Here is an 18853-nt window from a genome sequence, read left to right as displayed (position 1 = left end):
CCTATTTCCCAATCGGGCTTTAGCGGTTAGAAACAAAATGTTAGGTTGTCAGCACTCTCGGATATTAGGGATAGAGGTGGTAAAAATTAGTAAAAGGTAATGGGACTCTTTATCGGGCGGATGAATTCGTCAGAATTTCCTGGTAGGCTTGGATTGTTTGCTTTGCGATCGCATCCCAGCTAAAATTTTCTAATGCATATTTTTGGGCATTTAATCCCCGTCTTTGGCGTTCTGCGGGATTTTCCAAAGCTTCTTGCAGTAACTCTACCAGCGCTTGCACATCTGTTGCACCCACCCAACCCGACTCACTATCACGTATCTGTTGACAAATATGCACTTGGTCAGAAATGACTACGGGTACACCTGCTACCATCGCTTCAGCTACAGCAATCCCAAAATTTTCGTAGTAGGAAGGCAAGACAAATAAATCAGCAGCTTGTAGTAAACTAACTTTAGATTCACCAGTGACAAAGCCAGTAATTGTAGTGTGCGATCGCAGTGGTGAATTTTGAATTTGAGATATGATCTTTTGTTCATAATCTGGATCTTGGGGATTAGTCCCAGCTAAAACAAAATGAAACTTATAACCAACAGATAACAGCTTCTCTAGCGCCGGAATCAACAAATTTAACCCTTTTTTCGGGTCAATTCTTGACATAAACAGCACCAACGGTATATCCTCTGGTATTTCCAACTGACTATATATATTTTTAAGACGAGATTGAGGGGGAATCACACCCAAGGGAATCACCAAATCTGGCGTAGATACTCCAAACCGTTCTGATATTTTAGCTTCTTGATCGCTGGTAAAATGAATAGCCGCCGCACCAGCTAAATTTTCACGTTCTATCATTGCGACATAAAGCTGTTTTAATTGCTTTTTCTTCCGTAAATCAGCTGGATCGAGAGTACCCAAAGGACGGAAAATATAAGGTAGCTTTTGCTGACGACACACAATAGCAGCAGCACTAATTATGGGTGAGAATAGAGCATGAATATGTGCTATATCAAACTCATGAGCATGAAGTTTTAGCCAATTTAATAAATCTAGGGAAAATTTGTAGCGACGAAAGGGGGCGCAACGAAAGTAAATTATTTCATAGCCATCTTGTTTAATTGGGCGATTTAAAGGAACATCCAGAGGTGTTTGGCCATTATCACCATTACTGTCAGTTGTGAGAATTGTAACTTCCACTCCCTCTTTTACCAACGCGGGGGCTAATCCTAGTACCATTTGACTGGGACCGCCGTAAATCAGAGAAATTGAGGGGACAATTTGTAATATTTTCATTTTTTTGTCATTTGTCATTTGTCATATCATGTCCGGGCAATTAAGCATAATACCCGGAACCCCACCCCGCCAAAGCTGCGCTTGAGCTAACCTCCCCGCCTGCGGGGTGGGGTTCGGGGTGGGGTTCTTATTTGTGATTTATGCAAGAAGTCTACTAATAATCAACGACTAATGACTATTAACCAATTCTCGATAAAACTCTAATTGCTGTTTAGCTAAAGCTTTATTTGTGTATTTAATCATTGCTTTTTGATAACCCATTTCACCGAGAGTGTGAGCATAATATGGTTTATCTATTAATTGAACTAAGCAATTAGCGAGAGCTTGAGCATCACCTTCGGGAAATATTAAACCAGCATCACCAATTACATAGGGAATTTCACCAGAATCAGAACCAATTACAGGCACTTGGCAAGCCATCGCCTCAATTAGCACATGACCAAATTGTTCTTTCCAACCAACAGAAGTTAAGGTTTTAAACTTGTCAGTTGTTTCTGAAGGCAGTACTAAAGTACTCATTAAATTGATATAGTTTGCAACCTCGTCATGAGGGACACTTTCTACCAAAATTAACCGTTCTTTAATATTGTTTTCTGCCGCTATTTTGATTAATTCGCTTTGTAATTCTCCTCTACCCAGTAAGAGTAATTTCCAAGGTTTATTTTTCAAAGTGATTAATGCTTGCAAAAGTCTTAACAAACCCTTTTCTTGCACAAAACGCCCCACGAAACCTACAACAAAATCTCCTGTTTTAATGCCCAACTTAGCTGCTAGTTCTGGTTGAGCTTTGGGAGTAAATAGACTTTCATCTACACCCAGTTGTGGCATGACTTTAATTGCCCCTTGATATCCCTGTTGTCGCAAAACTTCTGCTCCATCCTGATTGCCAGAAATAATGCCGTGGCTATGGTTGAGGTTATATTTTTCTAATAAAGAAACTGGTAGTTTCAGACTATATGGTAGGTTCCACCAGGTAAAAAACAAATTTTTCGCCTTCAGTCCTAATAGTTTATTCAAGGCAATCATTTGAGTATAAGCCAATGCTCTAGAGCCTTGTTCTACCTGGATGATTTGGGGATGAAATTGTTTTAACAAAGATATCAAATCAGCACCAAAGGTAAGAAGTCCTTGATGATTTTGACTGAAATTAGAAACTGGAACTATTCTAAATGTGCCTTCATCGCGGTATTCCGTTTCAATAATTTTGTTTTGTACACCACCTGGTTTCCAACGCTTTGGAACTACAACCGTCACTTCAACTCCCGGTTCCAGTTGAGATAAAGCGCGTAATTTTTCACAGTTGAGGTCTACGATATAAGTGTGACTAGCAACTAAAATTTTCATTTTTCATTTATCCTTTGTTATTCACTAATGACCAATGACAAATGACTAATGCCTAAACTTGTTCATCCAATCGACTGTAAATTTGCCCATCGTTCCATATTGATTGGATGACAGTACCCAAGGCTTTGAAAAAACCCAAAGTGTAGAAAATAGCGCGAGTGGCAATTTTGATGGGGGAACCGCTTTTGTGACAAGGTGGGCGTCCCAGTACGTGACAGTCAAATAAACGGGCGTATAGGCGTAAAGCTTGAGTCGCAGTGAGGTTTTTCAGCCCCAGTAAGAAATGATTATGGTAAAAGGTGACTTGATATTTGAGCGATCGCATACTAATATCATGACAACCCCCAGTCTCTTCCCCTAAATGTACCAAATGGGCTTCGGGGTCGTACCAAATTTTATACCCTGTCTGTCGCACCCGCAAACAAAAATCTGACTCTTCGCGCACTGCACTACCGCGAAACCTCTCATCAAACCTCAACCCGTACTTAGTAAAAATTTCGCTACGAAAAGACATATTGCAACCCCTCGCTGTCAGCACTTGCTGGGGTTTGACGGTATGTACTAAATCAATATGATACCAAGCAATTCCAGGGTCCATAGCTTGGGGAGGCAGATATTCAATCTCTAAATTTCCTCCAGAATCACCTAATTTCATTCTGTCAAACACTCGTCCAGCCACAGCCCCCACCTCTGGGTTTTGCAAATAGTTTTTCGCATGGGCTACTAACAATCCAGGGGTTAGCTGAACATCATCATCAATAAATAATATTATTTCACCAGAAGACCGCCGGACAGCATAATTCCGCGCCCCTGGCAAACTCGCCCAATCTAAGCGCAACCATTTAATTTTACCTGCATCCGCCATTTCCTCTAGGTAAGCTTGAATTTCTGGTTGGTGTTTTGCGGTTTGGTCTACAACTAAAACTTCAAAATTTGGATAGTCCTGTTTTAAAACATCCACAATACTATCTCGTAGCGCTTCCTCACGCCCGTAGGTCGGGATTACTACAGTAATTAATGGCCAATTATTCATGATTTTTATTAAGTAATTTTACTACTTCTATAATAGCCTTGTAAAAATTAATTTTCATGAAATTCAGTAAGTTGCTATTGCTTTTATCGAAACAGAATTCAGGAGTCAGGCGGATAGATAGTGCAGCGTAAAGCCTTCGGCATGGCTTCGCTTAGAGCGAGTCCGCATACTCCTACAAATAAGCCAGCTATCCCTCTTTCATCAAATTGGGAATCAAAAAAATAATTCCCTAATTTTAAAATCCAGATATGCTCAAGGTTTAAACACTTTATTGCTAACAAAACATTGAAAACATTTTGAAGCATAAAAAACGCTTAAAGCCTTTTTAAATAAGGGTTTTAAAGTTTTGACTTGCCTAGAGTGATGGAAGATTGATAGCAAGAGCGCCTTGAGTCTGACTTCTGAATTCTTCTTGAATTAGATTCAATCAATTGTTTACACTGCTGCTGTATAGAGATTATCAAATAACTCATTTTGTTTTTCAGAGTTATGCACATTTTGTACTTGGGCTAATGCTCCTGCACTTAAAAATTCATAATGTTCTTGTTTATCAGTTCTATCAAGAAATTGGATGATTTGTTGCAATGCTTGCTCTGCTAAATAGTCGTATGTGCTATTGACAATTTCCCAATATTCATCAGTTTTAGTTTTCTCTCCGTGCAGCCAATTACTCCAGTGCCTAATTTCGTTAATTGGTAATTCTAACATATAGCCATTTTCTCCATGACGAATAAACTCTGGCAAGGCACATACGTTAGTCGTAATTGCTGGTGTGGCAACTGAAAATCCTTCAATGATGCTAAAGCCATAGGTATCCTGTAGCGTCGCCATTAATTGAAAATGGCTTTGCAATAGTATCTGCATAACTTGATCATTAGGGATATATTTGTGAAAAACAACATTATTTAAATTCAGTAACTTTAAATCTTCCAGATATTTGTTGCTATCGGGAAAATCTGTAGGTACTCCTGAACCGCGTCCCAGTCCCGATATGATATGGATAGTCAGAGGTAAACCGAGTTTTTCAGCTTTCTTTGCTAGCCTTAAAGCAACAATTCCACCTTTTCTAGCAATGTCCTGTCCTACAAAAACAAGCTGTAAATTTTGGTCTGGCTGATAAGCTTTCGGTTGATTAACTCTGGCAGTATAGTTGGGATGAATTACATCCAATTTATTAATTAATTTTTCTTCTATCTTCCAGCCTTTTATCCGGTTAATAAATCTCAATTTTGCATAATCTGACATGGCTATAAGTTTTTGGCAGTTATCTAGCGCTAAACGGTTGTTTAATAATTCATAAATTACTGCCTCTTGTTTATTTTGAGGGTTCCTATATAAAAACCGATGATCTTCAAAGGTGAGAAACCAAGGCTTATTTGTATATAAAATTCTGTTGAAAGAATGAATAGCTTGGTATTTTTCCCATAAAGGTTGCCAAGGCAGAAAGCTTGCTAAAGGATACCAAAGTTTTTCTATAGGATATCTGCCTGTAGGAAAAGACTTGAGGTGGATTAGTGTATGCTTAGAATGACGTGGTAGGTTAGGAATTCTGATGTGGTTCTGACCGCATATAATAACTTTTGCCATTTTTATCTGATTTAAATTGTTTTGAGACGTTTTTTCTTTGTTTTTTGCTGGGGGTTGGTATCTTCTTTATCTTGTTTCTCCAATTCTGGCAATTTAAAAAGAACTCCAGCAAAAAACCAATAATAGACAGCAACAGGATCGACATCCAGAGGATAGTAGTAGGTGTTGTAGCTAATAAACAATATAAACACCCACAAAGCTGCTCCGTAACTGCGGAAATTACGGTTCTTTATGGAGCGATAGGTTTTAAAGCCAATAATTGTTAAAGTTGTTACCAAACCCAGAAAAGCGAGTACTCCAATAATTCCCACTTCATAAAGTACTTTGGGGTAATAGGTTTCCACAAGCTTAGTTTGACCCAATGCCCGGGCAGAGTTCGTTGCTCGACCTAAGCCACTTCCCAACGGACCGTCTACGTTTTTCCAATTTTCTGCAAATTGCTGGACGATAAAATCTTGAGGTGGTGAAGCCTCCCAGCGACCCGTAAAACTCTCGGTTCTCTCTTGCACGAGAACAGGGTTAGTCACCATTGCAATTCCCAAAATCAAGGCAAGTCCTACACCTATGGGGATAAATCGTTTCAGGTTGCCAATTTGACCAGTGAGCAATAGCAAAATCCCGAAGCAGATTGGTACTAAAGCTAAGGCGATTCTCTGTCCAGAGACTACAGCATTAATAAAGACTGTCACTAAAGAACCTAAACCAACCAGCCGCCATATTGGGGAGGGGTCGGTGAAGCCCGTGGCAAAGGTAAAAAAGGTGCTGGAAATTAAGAACCATGCCCACTGCCAAGGGGCTACAAATGTCCCTGGTAGGCGAACAACTCCTTCTTCGGGACTATATAAGAGCGCTCCACCAAAATAACACCGGGCATCTAGTGATGTGACAAATAGGGCATTTCCTTCAAGACCTCTAGTGCCATGACATACACCAGTTAGTAGTAACAGGTATTGAATCAATCCCAGCACACAGCAAATCAGCGTCAGGGCAATCTGAAGACGGGATAAAAATAGAAAATCCCGCTTATCGCGAATTAGATAGTAGGCACAACCAATCAGGGGGACATAGCCTAAAAATACTTTCAGTCCCAGAATTCCCATTCCTAAGGGTATTTCTTTCTCTGCTTTTTCTAATAATCCTACGCTAGGCGGGTTAAACTGTTGGCCACCATTAACAAACAACAGTGTTAGCAGACTACAACCCAATACAATGTAAAGTGGGATTTTAATGCCTTGGGGAATAATTATGGGTAGTCCCTGTTTCCGGCAAGTCTGCCAAAGTCCAATTAGGGCTGGAACATAAAAGGCATCCTTAGCTAATTGGAGTATGGGACTATTGCCCAAATAGTAGGTGATAGTACCCCCAATAGGTACGTAAATGATGAAGGCATATAGGGCTTGGCGCGGGTATTTGTAGGAAAGAGAGATAATGATTATCCCCAAGGCAGCAGGAACTGCTGCTTTAATTCCAGCGACGAAAAAAAGCAGAATACCAACGAAGACAGCAACAAAGCTGGCGGTGGTGAGTAAGCTAGTGAGTTCTTTACGCCCTTGGGCTGCTTTGCGCTTTTGGGCTAACTGTTCTTTCAGGCTAAGGGTAGAAGTTTCCTTTTTAGTCTGCTTTTTCGAGTTTTTAGATTGCTGAGATTTAGATTTGAATTTTGGCATACTGGCACTGTAGCCGATCATTCTCAGAGAATCTATTATAGTTGACAAATTTCTGTGGATTGCTGTAGATTGTATAATCCGAATTCATCTCTAACTGATTGACTTAGTAATTTGCGATTAAAAATACTAAATCTCAATCTTTTTGAGTTATCAAAAAGATTCTCACCTGTTTCCAAAATATAAACAGCTCCGGGAAATGGTAATGATTTAATGGCTTGTGCTTTGTTATTTAAAATATCTCTGACTTTGGCGTGGTCTATATAATATCTATAGTATCCGTAGCCACGATTATATTCACCGATTTCGGGTAAATCATTCAAATCATATCTAATAATGTTACAACTGCCGCACATTTTATAGAAGTTGCTTCTTTTGATATATATGTAATTACTCCCTTCCTGATATTTATAACCTTTATTTATAAACCATCCATTAGAATCAGGGTGTTGTTGAATAAATTTAGCTAAGTTTTGACTCACACAATCGTCAGCATCAACTGTCATTGTGTGAGTAGGAGAAAATTGACGAGCATAAATCAATCCTTTTAAAATTTTACGCCCTTTATCCGTGTCCCCTTTTGCTACAGGGTCAGTCTCATTGGCAGGGGAAAAATCAACTTTAATATATGTGATGTGAGAATGAGTGAATTCTATTCTGGGCTTTTCGTGACAAACAACAATAACGCGAAAGTTAGGTGAGGTTTGATTGCAAACTGATTTAATGCATCTTTCAAATAATTGCGTAACACGCTCCCAGGAATTGGAAACTTGTGCACTTTTGAGTGGGATAACAAAAACAAGCACTGTATTATACAAATAGCTAAGAATATCGAGGTAGATAATAACACATTACGAGTGACGCTAGGACTTGGCAATAAGAATGCACCAGTTGGCGATTGGCCTAATTGTTTTTACCTTGATTATGACGAAAGACAAAAGCAAAAAAGGAGAACAACCCTAGTGGCTCTCCAGATCATCCTGACTTTTCACGGTATCTGGAAAACCTCACTTCTATTTCTCTCTCCTACAAGGAGAGAGACTTTGAATTTTCCCCCTTCCCGTGTCGGGAAGCTTGCTCGGGGGTTAGGTCTTTCATAGGCTTTTCCACATGACGTGAAAAGTCAGCCAGATCATCAAGGTGCATTTACTGAAATTATTTCTAATAATCTTATGAAGTTATCCGTAAATACCACAGAAATAAAATAAAAAAGAGAGCCACTTAAGCAGCTCTCCAGATCATCAGGGTGCATCTACTTACCACAGCATATCATTTTAGGTATGAGGGTTGTCACCAGTTTTTATATAAAGATTTTGTGAAGAAAGACCGGAAAAATACTTACTTGGGGCATTGGGGAAAATATTTAGGAGGATCTAGAACGCTTTGGTACTCAGAAGAGGGCTTTTCAAAGATCCTCTAGCATATTTCTGCAAATATTAGCCCATACATATAAATAGAGACGCAATGATTGCGTCTCTACAAACCACCTATTTAGCCTTATTACGTGTCAATGCACCCAGCAAAAACATAGTTGTTAATTAAATTATTCCTGGACCTCTACCGCGCTTGTCCCCGTTTTGTGTCAACTTGCCTTCCTCGTCCTGATTAATTTCTCCAAGTTCTTCAACACGTTCTGCCGTATCTTCTGCTGCTTGTTTGCGTGCATCACCCGGTTCTTCATAGTACATTTCCGGTTCAACTGCATAGTTGTTTAACAAACCTTCTTTGTCTACGGTATAGCCGTCAGTGGTGCGGATACTTTCTGGATCGGTTTGGTCATTAGTAGATGCATCTGACTCCCCTTCTTCTGTGGGGAGTGTTTTATACCTATCTCCTTCTCTTTCCATTCGAGCAGCTGTTTCTGCTGGGATAATGCCGCGATCATAAGTATCTACTTCCGCTCGATCAGATGAATCGATACCTTTCTTAACTGCTTCATTAGCCATAATTTATGTCCTCGTTAAAGAATGTATTAAATAACTTCAAAAACTAGATTAGGCTGTTTTTTATCTCCGAGCTACTATCTTTAGAAGTGACTTAAATTAAAATATAATGTGATGTTCTCTATCTTTTGATGTATCCGAAAGAATAATATTAATTCAGGTTATGGCGATTCTCGTTTAAATGGTTACTGAGTAGGGGCGAACAACTGTTCGCCTCTACTCAAAATTTGGTTGCTTAACAGACTTAATCAAGGCGCTCATGTTGCCCACCCCACAAGATGTTAAGAAAATTTTAATATGCAAATTAGATGTGTTTTAGCTTACTAGTTTAATGGGCAGTAATTTATTCCCCGACAAATTGATTTTTCAGGAATTGAATTTCATCAGCTAATTCTTGTCGAGTTGAAGACTTCACTAGATAACGAGAAATAAACCAAGTGGCGTAACTAATTCCAACTAACTCAAAGAGCGGTGATAGTAGTGGAATATCATTGATTGCATCCAGTACTGCTAGTACTACCTTAGCTGTAACAATGGCCGCCAAAATTAAAGCAACGGTTATTAGAGGCTGCTTGTAGTCTTGAAAAAAGCTACTTAAGTATTCGGGCAGTTGCTGCAAAAATTGAGAAATTTGTCTGCTAATTTGCTGCCATTGAGATTCCGATTCCCGGGCTGGTGGTAACTTTGGCAAGTTTACAGTATCAGTACCTTCAAGTGCTAGCATCCCTTGTGATAAGGAACGATTGACAGATTCACGTTGCTGTTGTTCGGTTTCCATAGTTTTTATTTTCGGCCACTACAATAGTTTGTATAACTGAACATCAATAATTATATTTATTCATGTCATTAGTTGTCAATTCTTAGTAGTCAGTTATAAGTATAACTGACCACTAAGACTGAGTAAGAGCATCGAAATTTATTTATGCCTACCTACTCAGTTTGATTTGTTGTTAGCTGCCTTAGCTTTTTGGTGGGGCAATAGTTGCTTTAACAACTACAATTTTGACACCTTTAATTTGCTTAGATAAAGGTTCAATCTTAGCCAACTCCTTCGCATTGTTCACAGTTCCGCCAACGGTGATAGTCCCATCATCTGCCGCATTAACTGTTAGTTGACTCTTGGGTATGTTTGCCTCTAACTTGGAGCGAACTTCACTTGCTAGATCACCTTTAGCTCTGGTTGTATCGCCACCAGTGGTATTGTTGCGCTGTTCGCGGGCGCGAATATCAGCATCAAGTTGTTTTCTACGGACTTCACTTTGTGCGTCTTGTTGAGAAGCTTGTGTTACTTGTGCTGTCGGTGTTTGGGGAGCATCATTAGCATTATTGGGTGCAGATTCACTTGTCTTAGCAGCGTTATCACAAGCGGCGACACTAAAAACCAAAAGACCGCTAATTAAGAAGGGGGTTAGCTTTTGCATAGGTTTAATTCTGAATCGGAAAGTGAAATTTGTTGATATTTGCGGCACAAGTGAGGAGCAAAGTTTCCAACTTATTGCTCCGGCAATTTTGGAGAATTAATCTCAGTTAAAACTACTTTGGGTTAAAGTATTTCATCACGACGGTCAATAATGACTACGGCAGGATCGTTTAGATCGGGCTCTGTTGAGTAATTGGTGCGATCGCTATTATGGGTTATTCGGTCGAAACCTGGGCGATGTTCACTGATCTCAGTAGCATCATAGATCGCAAATTCTTCAATGCCTCGATGTTTGAGAATCGCTTCCGCTTGGTGGATTTCAGCTTCCGTACCATCGATAATTACTAAGTAGTCGCCTCTTTGGAAGCGATCGCTATATACTCGCGCTCTATCTTCAGGAATTCCCAAGCCAACGAGTGCGCCAACAATACTCCCAGCTGCTGCACCGATGGCACCACCAGCCAATGTTGTCGCCAAAGCTGTGGCCACTGCGCCACCTGCAATCACCGGTCCGATTCCAGGAATTGCTAAAGTTCCAAGTCCAACTAATAAGCCAGTCAAGCCGCCTACAACTCCGCCTGTAGCTGCTCCAGCTTTTGCACCATCGTCTGCTTTATTACCAGTACCAACGTTTCTATCTACATCTATACCAGCGATCCCTTGACCGTTTGTATCTTTGGCAATGATGGAGACTCTATTTAAGGGAAAACCCGCATCTCGCAATTCTGTAATTGCTGCTTCTGCATCTCGACGATGAGAAAATACCCCGATCGCACGTTTAGTAACAGTACCATAAATAGGGGTTGGAGTGACATAATCAGCATTTACATTGCTAGCATCTGGGTTGTCGAAAATGCCAAACTCTTCCACACCCTGCTGATTTAGAATTGCTTCTGCTCTGAGGATTTCTGCATCTGTGCCATCGAGGATGACTAAATAGTGTCCCCGTCTTACACGTTCGTCGTAAACTCTGGCTCGTTCTTCGGGAATTCCTAAACCAATTAATGCACCAAGCAAACTACCGGCCACTGCGCCAATACCTGCGCCAGCGAGGGTGGTAGCTAGGGTAGTTGCTGCGGCTCCAGCCAGCATAACTGGCCCGATTCCAGGAATTGCCAAAGTGCCAAGGCCGACTAATAAGCCAGTCAATCCGCCCAAAGCACCGCCTGTAGCTGCTCCGACTTTAGAGCCTTCGTCAGATTTATTACCGACGCGATCGCGCACTTCAGCCCCAGCAATATCATCTTTGTCTCCATCCTGGGTAATGACAGAGATTCTATTCATGTCAAAGCCGACTTTTTTCAATTCATGTAGCGCATGTTCTACATCTCGACGATTAGAAAATACGCCTACGCCACGTTTATTCTGTACACCTACAACCATTATTTTCTCTCCTCAGCCAAAATAAATTATTCACTAATGTATAGCTCCTAATAACCCTTATTAATACATATTTCTATTTACCTTTCATCAATCGCTTGGAAGAATTTTTATCTCTATCATTAGACATAGGTGTTTTTATCTAAATGAGTAAAATAATCTCAAGTCTACAATTTAATTCGTGTTTACAAAAATATTTAGATACAAATTATTCTATCCTTTAAGATTTTAGCGGAAATTTCACACTAAAAAATATTGTTTTATATCTTGCAAACACCAACAGAAAAAGATCCCCGACTTCTTGAAGAAGTCGGGGATCTTTTTATTTTTCACTCATTTAGTTTCTAAATACGACTTTTGGCAAATAAACTTATTACCTAAGAAAGTGTCAAATTATATAACTGATAATTAAGGTAAGAAATAAGCCATTTTCTAAATGGATATTTAATTTAGTGCAAGTGAGAAAGTCCTATGTTTCAAAGTTTTTTAAGTATTTTGGGATGGAACTGGCTGCCTTTTGGATTAGCGCCGATAACTTTAGCTCAAGAAGCACTAACTCCAGAAGAAACATCACTTCTTTTTTCCGGTCCTAAATTCTTGGTAGCATTACTAGCTGGGGTTTTGATGGCATTTGCCTTTCAATTGTTATTGACAAACTTTTCCCTCGCTGTCGGAATTTCATCTTGGGAAATTGACTCAGATTCTAATGATGAATCAGAAGGTTTGGGTAAGACAATTCGGAAAGTTCAAGCTAAAGCTGGTGCTTGGGCGTTGATAACCGCTAGTATTGCATTATTTATTGCTTGTTTTCTAGCAGTAAAACTGAGCTTAATTGAAAGTGCATTTTTAGGCGCAATTATCGGTGTAGTCATTTGGTCTGCCTATTTCTCACTGGTAATTTGGTTGGGTTCATCGGCAGTAGGTTCTTTTATCGGTTCTATTGCTAATACTGTTACTTCTGGTTTTCAAGCTCTGATGGGTACAGCAACTGCTGGTATCGGTGCTAATGCTGCGAAAAAACAATTAGTTTCTACTGCTGAAGATATTACAGCCGCAGTTCGGCGGGAATTCACTTCAGGTTTTGATACTGAAGGTATTACAAATACGCTCAAAAGTTCTTTAGGTTCTCTGCAACTACCAAAGCTGGATACCAAAGAAATTCGCAATCAATTTGACCAGCTTCTTAAAGATACAGATTTACAATCTGTTGCGAATAGTGATTTATTGCAAAACATTAACCGCCAAACCTTTGTTGATTTAATCAGCAATCGTACAGATTTATCGAAAGAAGATATCAATGGCATTGCTGACCAATTTCAAGGTGCTTGGCAACAAGCTTTAAATCGCCAAAATCCTACAGAACAAGTAATTAATTTGCTTAAGTCTGCCACTCCCGAAGAACTGAATTCAGAGCAATTAGGTGAACGGCTTCAAGAACTGGTTACAGTCGGAGTTGGTAATGGCAATGGTGTGATTAAACAAGCTATTCGATATGGTTTGAGTGCTGCTGCACCAGCAGTTCTGGAGCGAGTCAACCTTTCTAATATCGATGTGAACAAAATTACAACTCAGTTGCAAAAGCTAAAAGAAAAAGTTCAAGATGTCGATGTCGATCAAATTACAGAACAACTCAAAAAATTTAGAGAGGAAGCAACTGAGCAAGTATCTGCAAAATTGCCAATATCACTCGAAAACGCGATTAAGGCAGATATAGAAGAGTACATATTGAATTCCTTTCCTTGGCACTTTAACCGAATTACCCTAGTAGATGAATTTAAAGAAGTCATCTATGACGTAAATGCAGATCCGACAACTGTGAGACGAGAGTTGGAAGAAATCAATCAAGAATATTTTACCAACTTGCTGAAGCAACGGGGTGATATCAGCGAAGCCAGGGTGAAAGAAATTGCTGAACAGATGGAAAGCGATCGCTCGGAAGTTTTAGAAACTGTAAAACAGGCTCAAACGCGTGAAAAAGGGCAAGATTTCCGCAGCCGCATCGAAGATTATCTACGTTCAACGGGGAAAGAAGAACTCAATCCTGAAGGTATTGAACGAGATTTTGCCAAGTTGCTGGAAGATCCCAAAGCTGGGTTTGAAGATTTAAGTAGCCGCTTCGGGCAATTTGACCGCGATACTTTTGTCCAATTGCTCCAACAGCGTCAAGATATCAGCGAAGAGGAAGCTAATAATATTGTTAGTCAACTCGAACGCAACCGCGATAATCTCTTGAATGGTGCTAGAGAATTGCAAGAACAAGCAAAGGTGAAAGCTGATGAACTGCGCCAAAGGGTTGAAGAATATCTGCGGAACACTAACAAAGACGAACTGAATCCCGAAGCGATCAAACGTGAGTTTAAAGTTTTGCTAGACGATCCGCAAGCGGGAATTAGCCTTTTACAATCGCGCCTATCCCAATTTGACCCCTCCGGGGTTCAGCAGTCGCTCATGGGGGAAACCCCCAAGACCGCGCTGCTTCACCGCGATACATTGGTACAATTGCTCAGTCAGCGTCAAGACTTGAGCGAAGAACAGGTAAACCAAACTCTCGATCAGCTCGAAGCAGTCCGGGATAGTATTCTGCAAGTACCGCAGCAAGCGAAAGAACAGTACGAAAAAACTACAAAAGCGATCGCCGAATATCTCCGCAATACCAACTTGGAAGAACTTGATCCAGAAGGGATCAGAGGCGATTTGGAAAAACTACTCGATGATCCCAAAGCCGGAGCCTTAGCACTGCGCGTAGACGCGGAGCGGCTTGTCGCCAGACATCGCTTATCTCATGTTGATCGAGAAACCTTGGTTAAACTCGTGAGTCAGCGCGGAGATTTGAGCCAAGAGCAAGTTAATCAAATTATCGATCGCGCCCAAGATGCGATTGGTGATATTATCAGAGCGCCACGACGTTTGGCCAAGCGTACTGCTCAACAAGCTGTAGATTTTGAAGCCAATCTCGAAGAATACTTACGTAATACCAATAAAGAAGAACTCAACCCAGAAGGAATCAAACGCGATTTGCAATTACTCCTATCTTCTCCCCGCGCCGGAATTGGGAATTTAAGCGATCGCGCCTCGAAATTTGATCGTTCGACAATTGTGGCGCTATTATCCCAACGTGAGGATATTTCAGAAGAGGAAGCTAACCGGATTGTGGAGCAAATTGAGTCTGTTCGTAGTTCTATCGTCGAACAATTCCAGCAGATTCAGCAGAGAGTGCAATCAGTTCTCGATGGGGTTTTTGCCAAAGTTCGCAACTATTTAAACTCCCTGGATCGTTCTGAACTCAACTATGAAGGAATTAAGCAAGACTTTGCCAAAGTTTTCGACGATCCACAAGCTGGATTTGAAGCATTGCGCGATCGCCTCAGTCAATTTGATCGTGACACCCTAGTTGCTGTCATCAGTTCTCGTGAGGATATTTCTGAGGAGGATGCTAACAGGATCATCAACCAAATAGAAGCGGCGCGGGATGGTGTACTGCAACGAGCCGAACGCATCCAGCAAGAAACCCAAAAACGCCTGAAAGCAATCCAAGAGCAAGCTAAAAAGCAAGCCGAAGAAACCAAAAAAACCGTTGCCAATGCTGCTTGGTGGATATTTGGGACAGCTATTACCTCCCTTTGTGCCAGTGCGATCGCAGTCAGTGGGATAACTCTACCTGGCTAAAATATCTCCCTCATCGGGAATTTTGATAAAATACAAAGTGGTATTCAGTCTTGACAAACGAATGCCACTTTTTTTTCACTTTTTTTATAAATAAAACAAACTACCCCCCAAGGATATAACATAAATATGGGCACAATTTTAATGCTTGAAACTGTTTCCTTTAGCCCTTTGGGAAAACCAAATTCATACTTTTAATCAGCAACCTAGTTTTCTGATCGTGAAGTAATGATGAAGTGATCGTGAAGTAATCGTGAAGCGATCGTTAAGTGATCGTGAAGTGGTTTTTTGAACCTCTAAGTTTAGGAGAAAATCATTAATGGCAACCACAATAAATTTCTTGGACATTAGCAGCAATTCCACTTCTTCTACTAGCGGTGGTGGTACTACTACTACTACTACTACTGTTAATGGTAATACCATTAGCATTAACAGTAGTAATGGCAACAGTACCATTGTTGGTGGTAATAGCAGCGATGTCCTCTCTGGTGGTAATGGCAACGATGTCCTGACTGGCGGTAATGGCAACGATACCCTTATTGGTGGTAATGGCAACGATGTCCTTATTGGCGGTAATGGCAACGATGTCCTCGTTGGCGGTAATGGCAACGATACCCTTATTGGCGGTAGTGGGGCTGACATTCTCACCGGAGGATCAGGTAACGATGTTTTCAAATACAACTCAGTTTCAGATAGTACTCCTGTTGCACGGGATATTATCACTGACTTTGTTGGAAAGAGTAACTTCGGAGGTGACAAAATCGATCTATCTGCGATTGACGCTAATACCATTCAAGGGGGCAAGCAAGCCTTCACTTTTATCGGGTCAAAAGCATTCACCGGAGCTGGTCAAGTCCGTTATGAAGGAGGCATCCTCGAAGCTAACATCAATGCCAATCTTGGCGCTGATTTTCAAGTTCGGCTTCTAGGATCGCCACAACTAGTGGCAAGTGACCTGATCCTTTAATAGATAGACCTGCCTTGAAAATAAGGCAGGAGCCAGGAGGCAGGAGAGAATGAAAATATGTCTTTCCCGCTTCTTATTCCTCAGTCCCCAGTCCCTATTTTCAAGGCAAGTTTCAGTGTTGAAGAAGAATTCAGGTGCAAAGCTGGAGACACTACAACCGTAATCAGAATCAATTAGTGGGGGATGAGCGCGGAAAAATGGCAAGTTTTGTGGCGGGGATTTAGACCACCGCCACAAAACTTAATTACGTTGGCTCATGCTTTCTCGTGTCCGCGTACTATTGGGGAAAAGCAAGCTACGCCCAGCGTCTCGTCGAGAGGGGCATTAGGATTGCTATACCAATAAAATATGTTTAATTGGCGTTGCATAAATGCGGGATGAATTGGCAGTTGAAACCATTGAAAACTCGTGACAAATTGAGCGAAATCATCCCATGATTCAGCAACGCCCTTTAACGCTCTTCTATGACTCTAGAGAGAGAATAATCCAAGCGATTAGAAATCGCGGCTACACTAACTCTCGTCCGCCTGCGCGGACTAACGCCAAAATAGGGTTTCAAATTTAATCTGGCAAGAGTAATAAAAGCTGGTCACGGGCGATCACCCGTAATGGATGTAAAGAAACATTTCTGTTTATTAGGAGAGCGTTAATTAAGTAGGTCGGCGTTAATAATTATCGTTGGAATAAGGTAGGGAGTAGGGTAAAAGAGCGTTTGAGCCTTGTTTACTTTTCTTCACACAGCTTGGTTTTATTGTACCGACTTACTTATTATTTCTTATATATATAAGTACGCTTGAGCGTAATATCATAATCTCGTTCAGTTATCTCTTTCCACTCGTTATTTATCCACCTTGTTTTCTCGGCGTTGGTGAATAAAAGTGTGAAATTCCAAAATTCAATTTGAAACTATTTCCCTTGCGCCTTTGGGGGAAACCAAATTCATTTAATCAGCAACGCCGTTTTCTGATGGAGAAATGACGAGGTAATTTTTTACCACCTAAGTTTAGGAGAAACTCATTATGCCAACCATTAACGGTACTAATGGCGCTGACAATCTTAGTGTTCCTTTTTCTAATTCTTTTGATCCTAATCTTATCAACGGGTTTGACGGCAACGATACGATTCAGGGCGGTTTTGGCGGCGATACGATTAACGGTGGTGATGGCGACGATAGCCTTGTTGGCGGCGGACACGGATTGATAAACGGCGGTAATGGCAACGATACGATTCGAGGCGGTTTTGGCGATACGATTAACGGCGATGATGGCAACGATAGCCTTGTTGGCAGCGGAGACGGATTGATAAACGGCGGTGATGGCAACGATACGATTCAGTCCGGTGGTGGGACTGAGATTCTCACTGGAGGATCAGGTAACGATATTTTCAAGTTCAACTCAGTTTTTGATAGTCCTGCTGGTTTTTCACGGGATGTGATCACTGACTTTGTTGGAGTTGGAAACAGTATCTCTCCAGGTGCAGGTGATCAAATCGATCTATCTAGTATAGCGTTCAACCAAGCCTTAACTTTCATTGGGGCTAGCGCATTCTCTGCACCCGATCAGGTTCGTTATTCAGGAGGTATTCTCCAAGTTAGCATTTTTGGGAATCAGTCGCCTGAGTTTGAGATTCAGCTTGCAGGATCACCACAAATAGTGGCAAGCGACATTATCCTTTCCGGTACTTTTAATGATAGCTCCGGTACTTTCAATGATAGCAATGACGGTACCAGCATAAGCTCAACTACAACTAGTGACGGCGGTTCGGGGATGGGCAACTCTAGTGTTAGCAGTGGTTTTGACGGCGATATCGTTGACGTTGGTGCTAATGACAATTACAACTATACTATTAAAGGCGGTACTGGCAACGATACTATTAACGCTGGCGGTACTGGCAACGATACTATTGACGGCGGTAGTGGCAACGATACTATTAACGGCGGTCGTGGCAACGATATACTCACTGGCGGTACTGGGACTGATATTCTCACTGGAGGACCAGGTAACGATATTTTCAAGTTCAACTCAGTTTCAGATAGTCCTGCTGGTGTTTCACGGGATGTGATCACTGACTTTGTTGGAAACGGTAACTTACCAGGCGATCAAATCGATCTATCTGCCATCGATGCCAACTCCACTATAGCGGGCAACCAAGCCTTCACTTTCATTGGGGCTAGCGCATTCTCCGCACCCGGTCAGATTCGTTATGTAGGAGATATTCTTAGCGGTAACACTGCCGGGAATCAGTCGCCTGACTTTGAGATTCAGCTTACAGGATCACCACAACTAGTAGCAAGCGATATCATCCTTTAACGTGTCGCGGAAGTCCCTAATACCTCACTCCTCAGCGATCGCTCTTATAGAAGTGGGGTTCTTGTTTTTGATTTATCCAAGAGGTCATGCTTGCTCATGCTCGATTGCGCCGCCCAGTCATGATAAAACCAGGTAATATCTACGTTCGCATAATCGCTTATAAGGGAGATGCTGAAAACCCCTGAGAAACAGCAACGTAGTTGCGTATTTCGTACTTCAGGCAGGGGATGAAAGCTAGCAGCACCGTAAACG

General features: G+C 41.2%; 13 protein-coding genes. 3 read left to right on the top strand and 10 right to left on the bottom strand.

The features are described from left to right. Positions 1 to 109: 109 nt before the first annotated feature. The 10 genes from hpsP to V7K97_RS31245 form a co-directional block, all read right to left on the bottom strand. Entirely contained in the window at positions 110 to 1291 is a 1182-nt protein-coding gene (gene hpsP / locus V7K97_RS31290) for a hormogonium polysaccharide biosynthesis glycosyltransferase HpsP (RefSeq protein WP_334804869.1), read from the bottom strand. A 168-nt stretch (positions 1292 to 1459) separates the two neighbouring features. Beyond that, the gene (gene hpsO / locus V7K97_RS31285) at positions 1460 to 2635 is read right to left on the bottom strand and encodes a hormogonium polysaccharide biosynthesis glycosyltransferase HpsO (RefSeq protein ID WP_334804868.1); all 1176 of its coding nucleotides are present in this window, start codon (positions 2633 to 2635) and stop codon (positions 1460 to 1462) included. 52 nt (positions 2636 to 2687) lie between these two features. Continuing rightward, positions 2688 to 3668 (bottom strand): hormogonium polysaccharide biosynthesis glycosyltransferase HpsN, encoded by a 981-nt coding sequence (gene hpsN, locus V7K97_RS31280; protein ID WP_334804867.1) that lies wholly within the window; start codon positions 3666 to 3668, stop codon positions 2688 to 2690. A 435-nt stretch (positions 3669 to 4103) separates the two neighbouring features. Beyond that, positions 4104 to 5255, bottom strand: a complete 1152-nt coding sequence (locus V7K97_RS31275) for a glycosyltransferase family 4 protein (protein ID WP_334804865.1) — start codon at positions 5253 to 5255, stop codon at positions 4104 to 4106. 11 nt (positions 5256 to 5266) lie between these two features. Beyond that, complete coding sequence (hpsL, locus tag V7K97_RS31270; RefSeq protein ID WP_334804864.1) at positions 5267 to 6922, bottom strand: hormogonium polysaccharide biosynthesis protein HpsL; 1656 nt, start codon at positions 6920 to 6922, stop codon at positions 5267 to 5269. Between the two features lie 35 nt (positions 6923 to 6957). Next, a complete protein-coding gene (locus V7K97_RS31265) occupies positions 6958 to 7725 on the bottom strand; it encodes a glycosyltransferase family A protein (protein WP_334804862.1) in 768 nt (255 codons plus the stop codon). 732 nt (positions 7726 to 8457) lie between these two features. Next, complete coding sequence (locus tag V7K97_RS31260; protein WP_334804861.1) at positions 8458 to 8865, bottom strand: hypothetical protein; 408 nt, start codon at positions 8863 to 8865, stop codon at positions 8458 to 8460. Between the two features lie 340 nt (positions 8866 to 9205). Then, a complete protein-coding gene (locus V7K97_RS31255) occupies positions 9206 to 9640 on the bottom strand; it encodes a CAAD domain-containing protein (RefSeq protein WP_334804859.1) in 435 nt (144 codons plus the stop codon). Positions 9641 to 9821: 181 nt separating this feature from the next. Continuing rightward, on the bottom strand, positions 9822 to 10283 hold the full coding sequence (locus tag V7K97_RS31250) for a BON domain-containing protein (protein WP_334804858.1): 462 nt from the start codon (positions 10281 to 10283) through the stop codon (positions 9822 to 9824). A 122-nt stretch (positions 10284 to 10405) separates the two neighbouring features. Continuing rightward, positions 10406 to 11665, bottom strand: coding sequence for a histidine kinase (locus V7K97_RS31245; RefSeq protein WP_334804857.1), 1260 nt, complete (start codon positions 11663 to 11665; stop codon positions 10406 to 10408). 468 nt (positions 11666 to 12133) lie between these two features. Between V7K97_RS31245 and V7K97_RS31240 the strand changes: the two genes are divergently transcribed. The 3 genes from V7K97_RS31240 (at position 12134) to V7K97_RS31230 (ending at position 18601) form a co-directional block, all read left to right on the top strand. After that, on the top strand, positions 12134 to 15328 hold the full coding sequence (locus V7K97_RS31240; RefSeq protein WP_334804856.1) for an MFS transporter: 3195 nt from the start codon (positions 12134 to 12136) through the stop codon (positions 15326 to 15328). Positions 15329 to 15644: 316 nt separating this feature from the next. Then, positions 15645 to 16292, top strand: a complete 648-nt coding sequence (locus V7K97_RS31235; protein ID WP_334804855.1) for a calcium-binding protein — start codon at positions 15645 to 15647, stop codon at positions 16290 to 16292. Positions 16293 to 17311: 1019 nt separating this feature from the next. Beyond that, positions 17312 to 18601 carry a calcium-binding protein gene (locus V7K97_RS31230; protein WP_334804854.1) on the top strand — a complete coding sequence of 430 codons (1290 nt, stop codon included), beginning with the start codon at positions 17312 to 17314 and terminating at the stop codon, positions 18599 to 18601. Positions 18602 to 18853 lie beyond the last annotated feature (252 nt).

It is taken from the genome of Nostoc sp. (assembly GCF_036917815.1).
Classification (GTDB): domain Bacteria; phylum Cyanobacteriota; class Cyanobacteriia; order Cyanobacteriales; family Nostocaceae; genus Nostoc.
Note: the sequence above shows the minus strand (reverse complement) of the source record. Positions and strands in the feature narration are given on the sequence as shown.

What these genes read in the sequence shown, in the direction of transcription:
- hpsP (WP_334804869.1), bottom strand. Translation starts at nt 1,291, where the DNA reads ATGAAAATATTACAAATTGTCCCCTCAATTTCTCTGATTTACGGCGGT.
- hpsO (WP_334804868.1), bottom strand. Translation starts at nt 2,635, where the DNA reads ATGAAAATTTTAGTTGCTAGTCACACTTATATCGTAGACCTCAACTGT.
- hpsN (WP_334804867.1), bottom strand. Translation starts at nt 3,668, where the DNA reads ATGAATAATTGGCCATTAATTACTGTAGTAATCCCGACCTACGGGCGT.
- V7K97_RS31275 (WP_334804865.1), bottom strand. Translation starts at nt 5,255, where the DNA reads ATGGCAAAAGTTATTATATGCGGTCAGAACCACATCAGAATTCCTAAC.
- hpsL (WP_334804864.1), bottom strand. Translation starts at nt 6,922, where the DNA reads ATGCCAAAATTCAAATCTAAATCTCAGCAATCTAAAAACTCGAAAAAG.
- V7K97_RS31260 (WP_334804861.1), bottom strand. Translation starts at nt 8,865, where the DNA reads ATGGCTAATGAAGCAGTTAAGAAAGGTATCGATTCATCTGATCGAGCG.
- V7K97_RS31255 (WP_334804859.1), bottom strand. Translation starts at nt 9,640, where the DNA reads ATGGAAACCGAACAACAGCAACGTGAATCTGTCAATCGTTCCTTATCA.
- V7K97_RS31250 (WP_334804858.1), bottom strand. Translation starts at nt 10,283, where the DNA reads ATGCAAAAGCTAACCCCCTTCTTAATTAGCGGTCTTTTGGTTTTTAGT.
- V7K97_RS31245 (WP_334804857.1), bottom strand. Translation starts at nt 11,665, where the DNA reads ATGGTTGTAGGTGTACAGAATAAACGTGGCGTAGGCGTATTTTCTAAT.
- V7K97_RS31240 (WP_334804856.1), top strand. Translation starts at nt 12,134, where the DNA reads ATGTTTCAAAGTTTTTTAAGTATTTTGGGATGGAACTGGCTGCCTTTT.
- V7K97_RS31235 (WP_334804855.1), top strand. Translation starts at nt 15,645, where the DNA reads ATGGCAACCACAATAAATTTCTTGGACATTAGCAGCAATTCCACTTCT.
- V7K97_RS31230 (WP_334804854.1), top strand. Translation starts at nt 17,312, where the DNA reads ATGCCAACCATTAACGGTACTAATGGCGCTGACAATCTTAGTGTTCCT.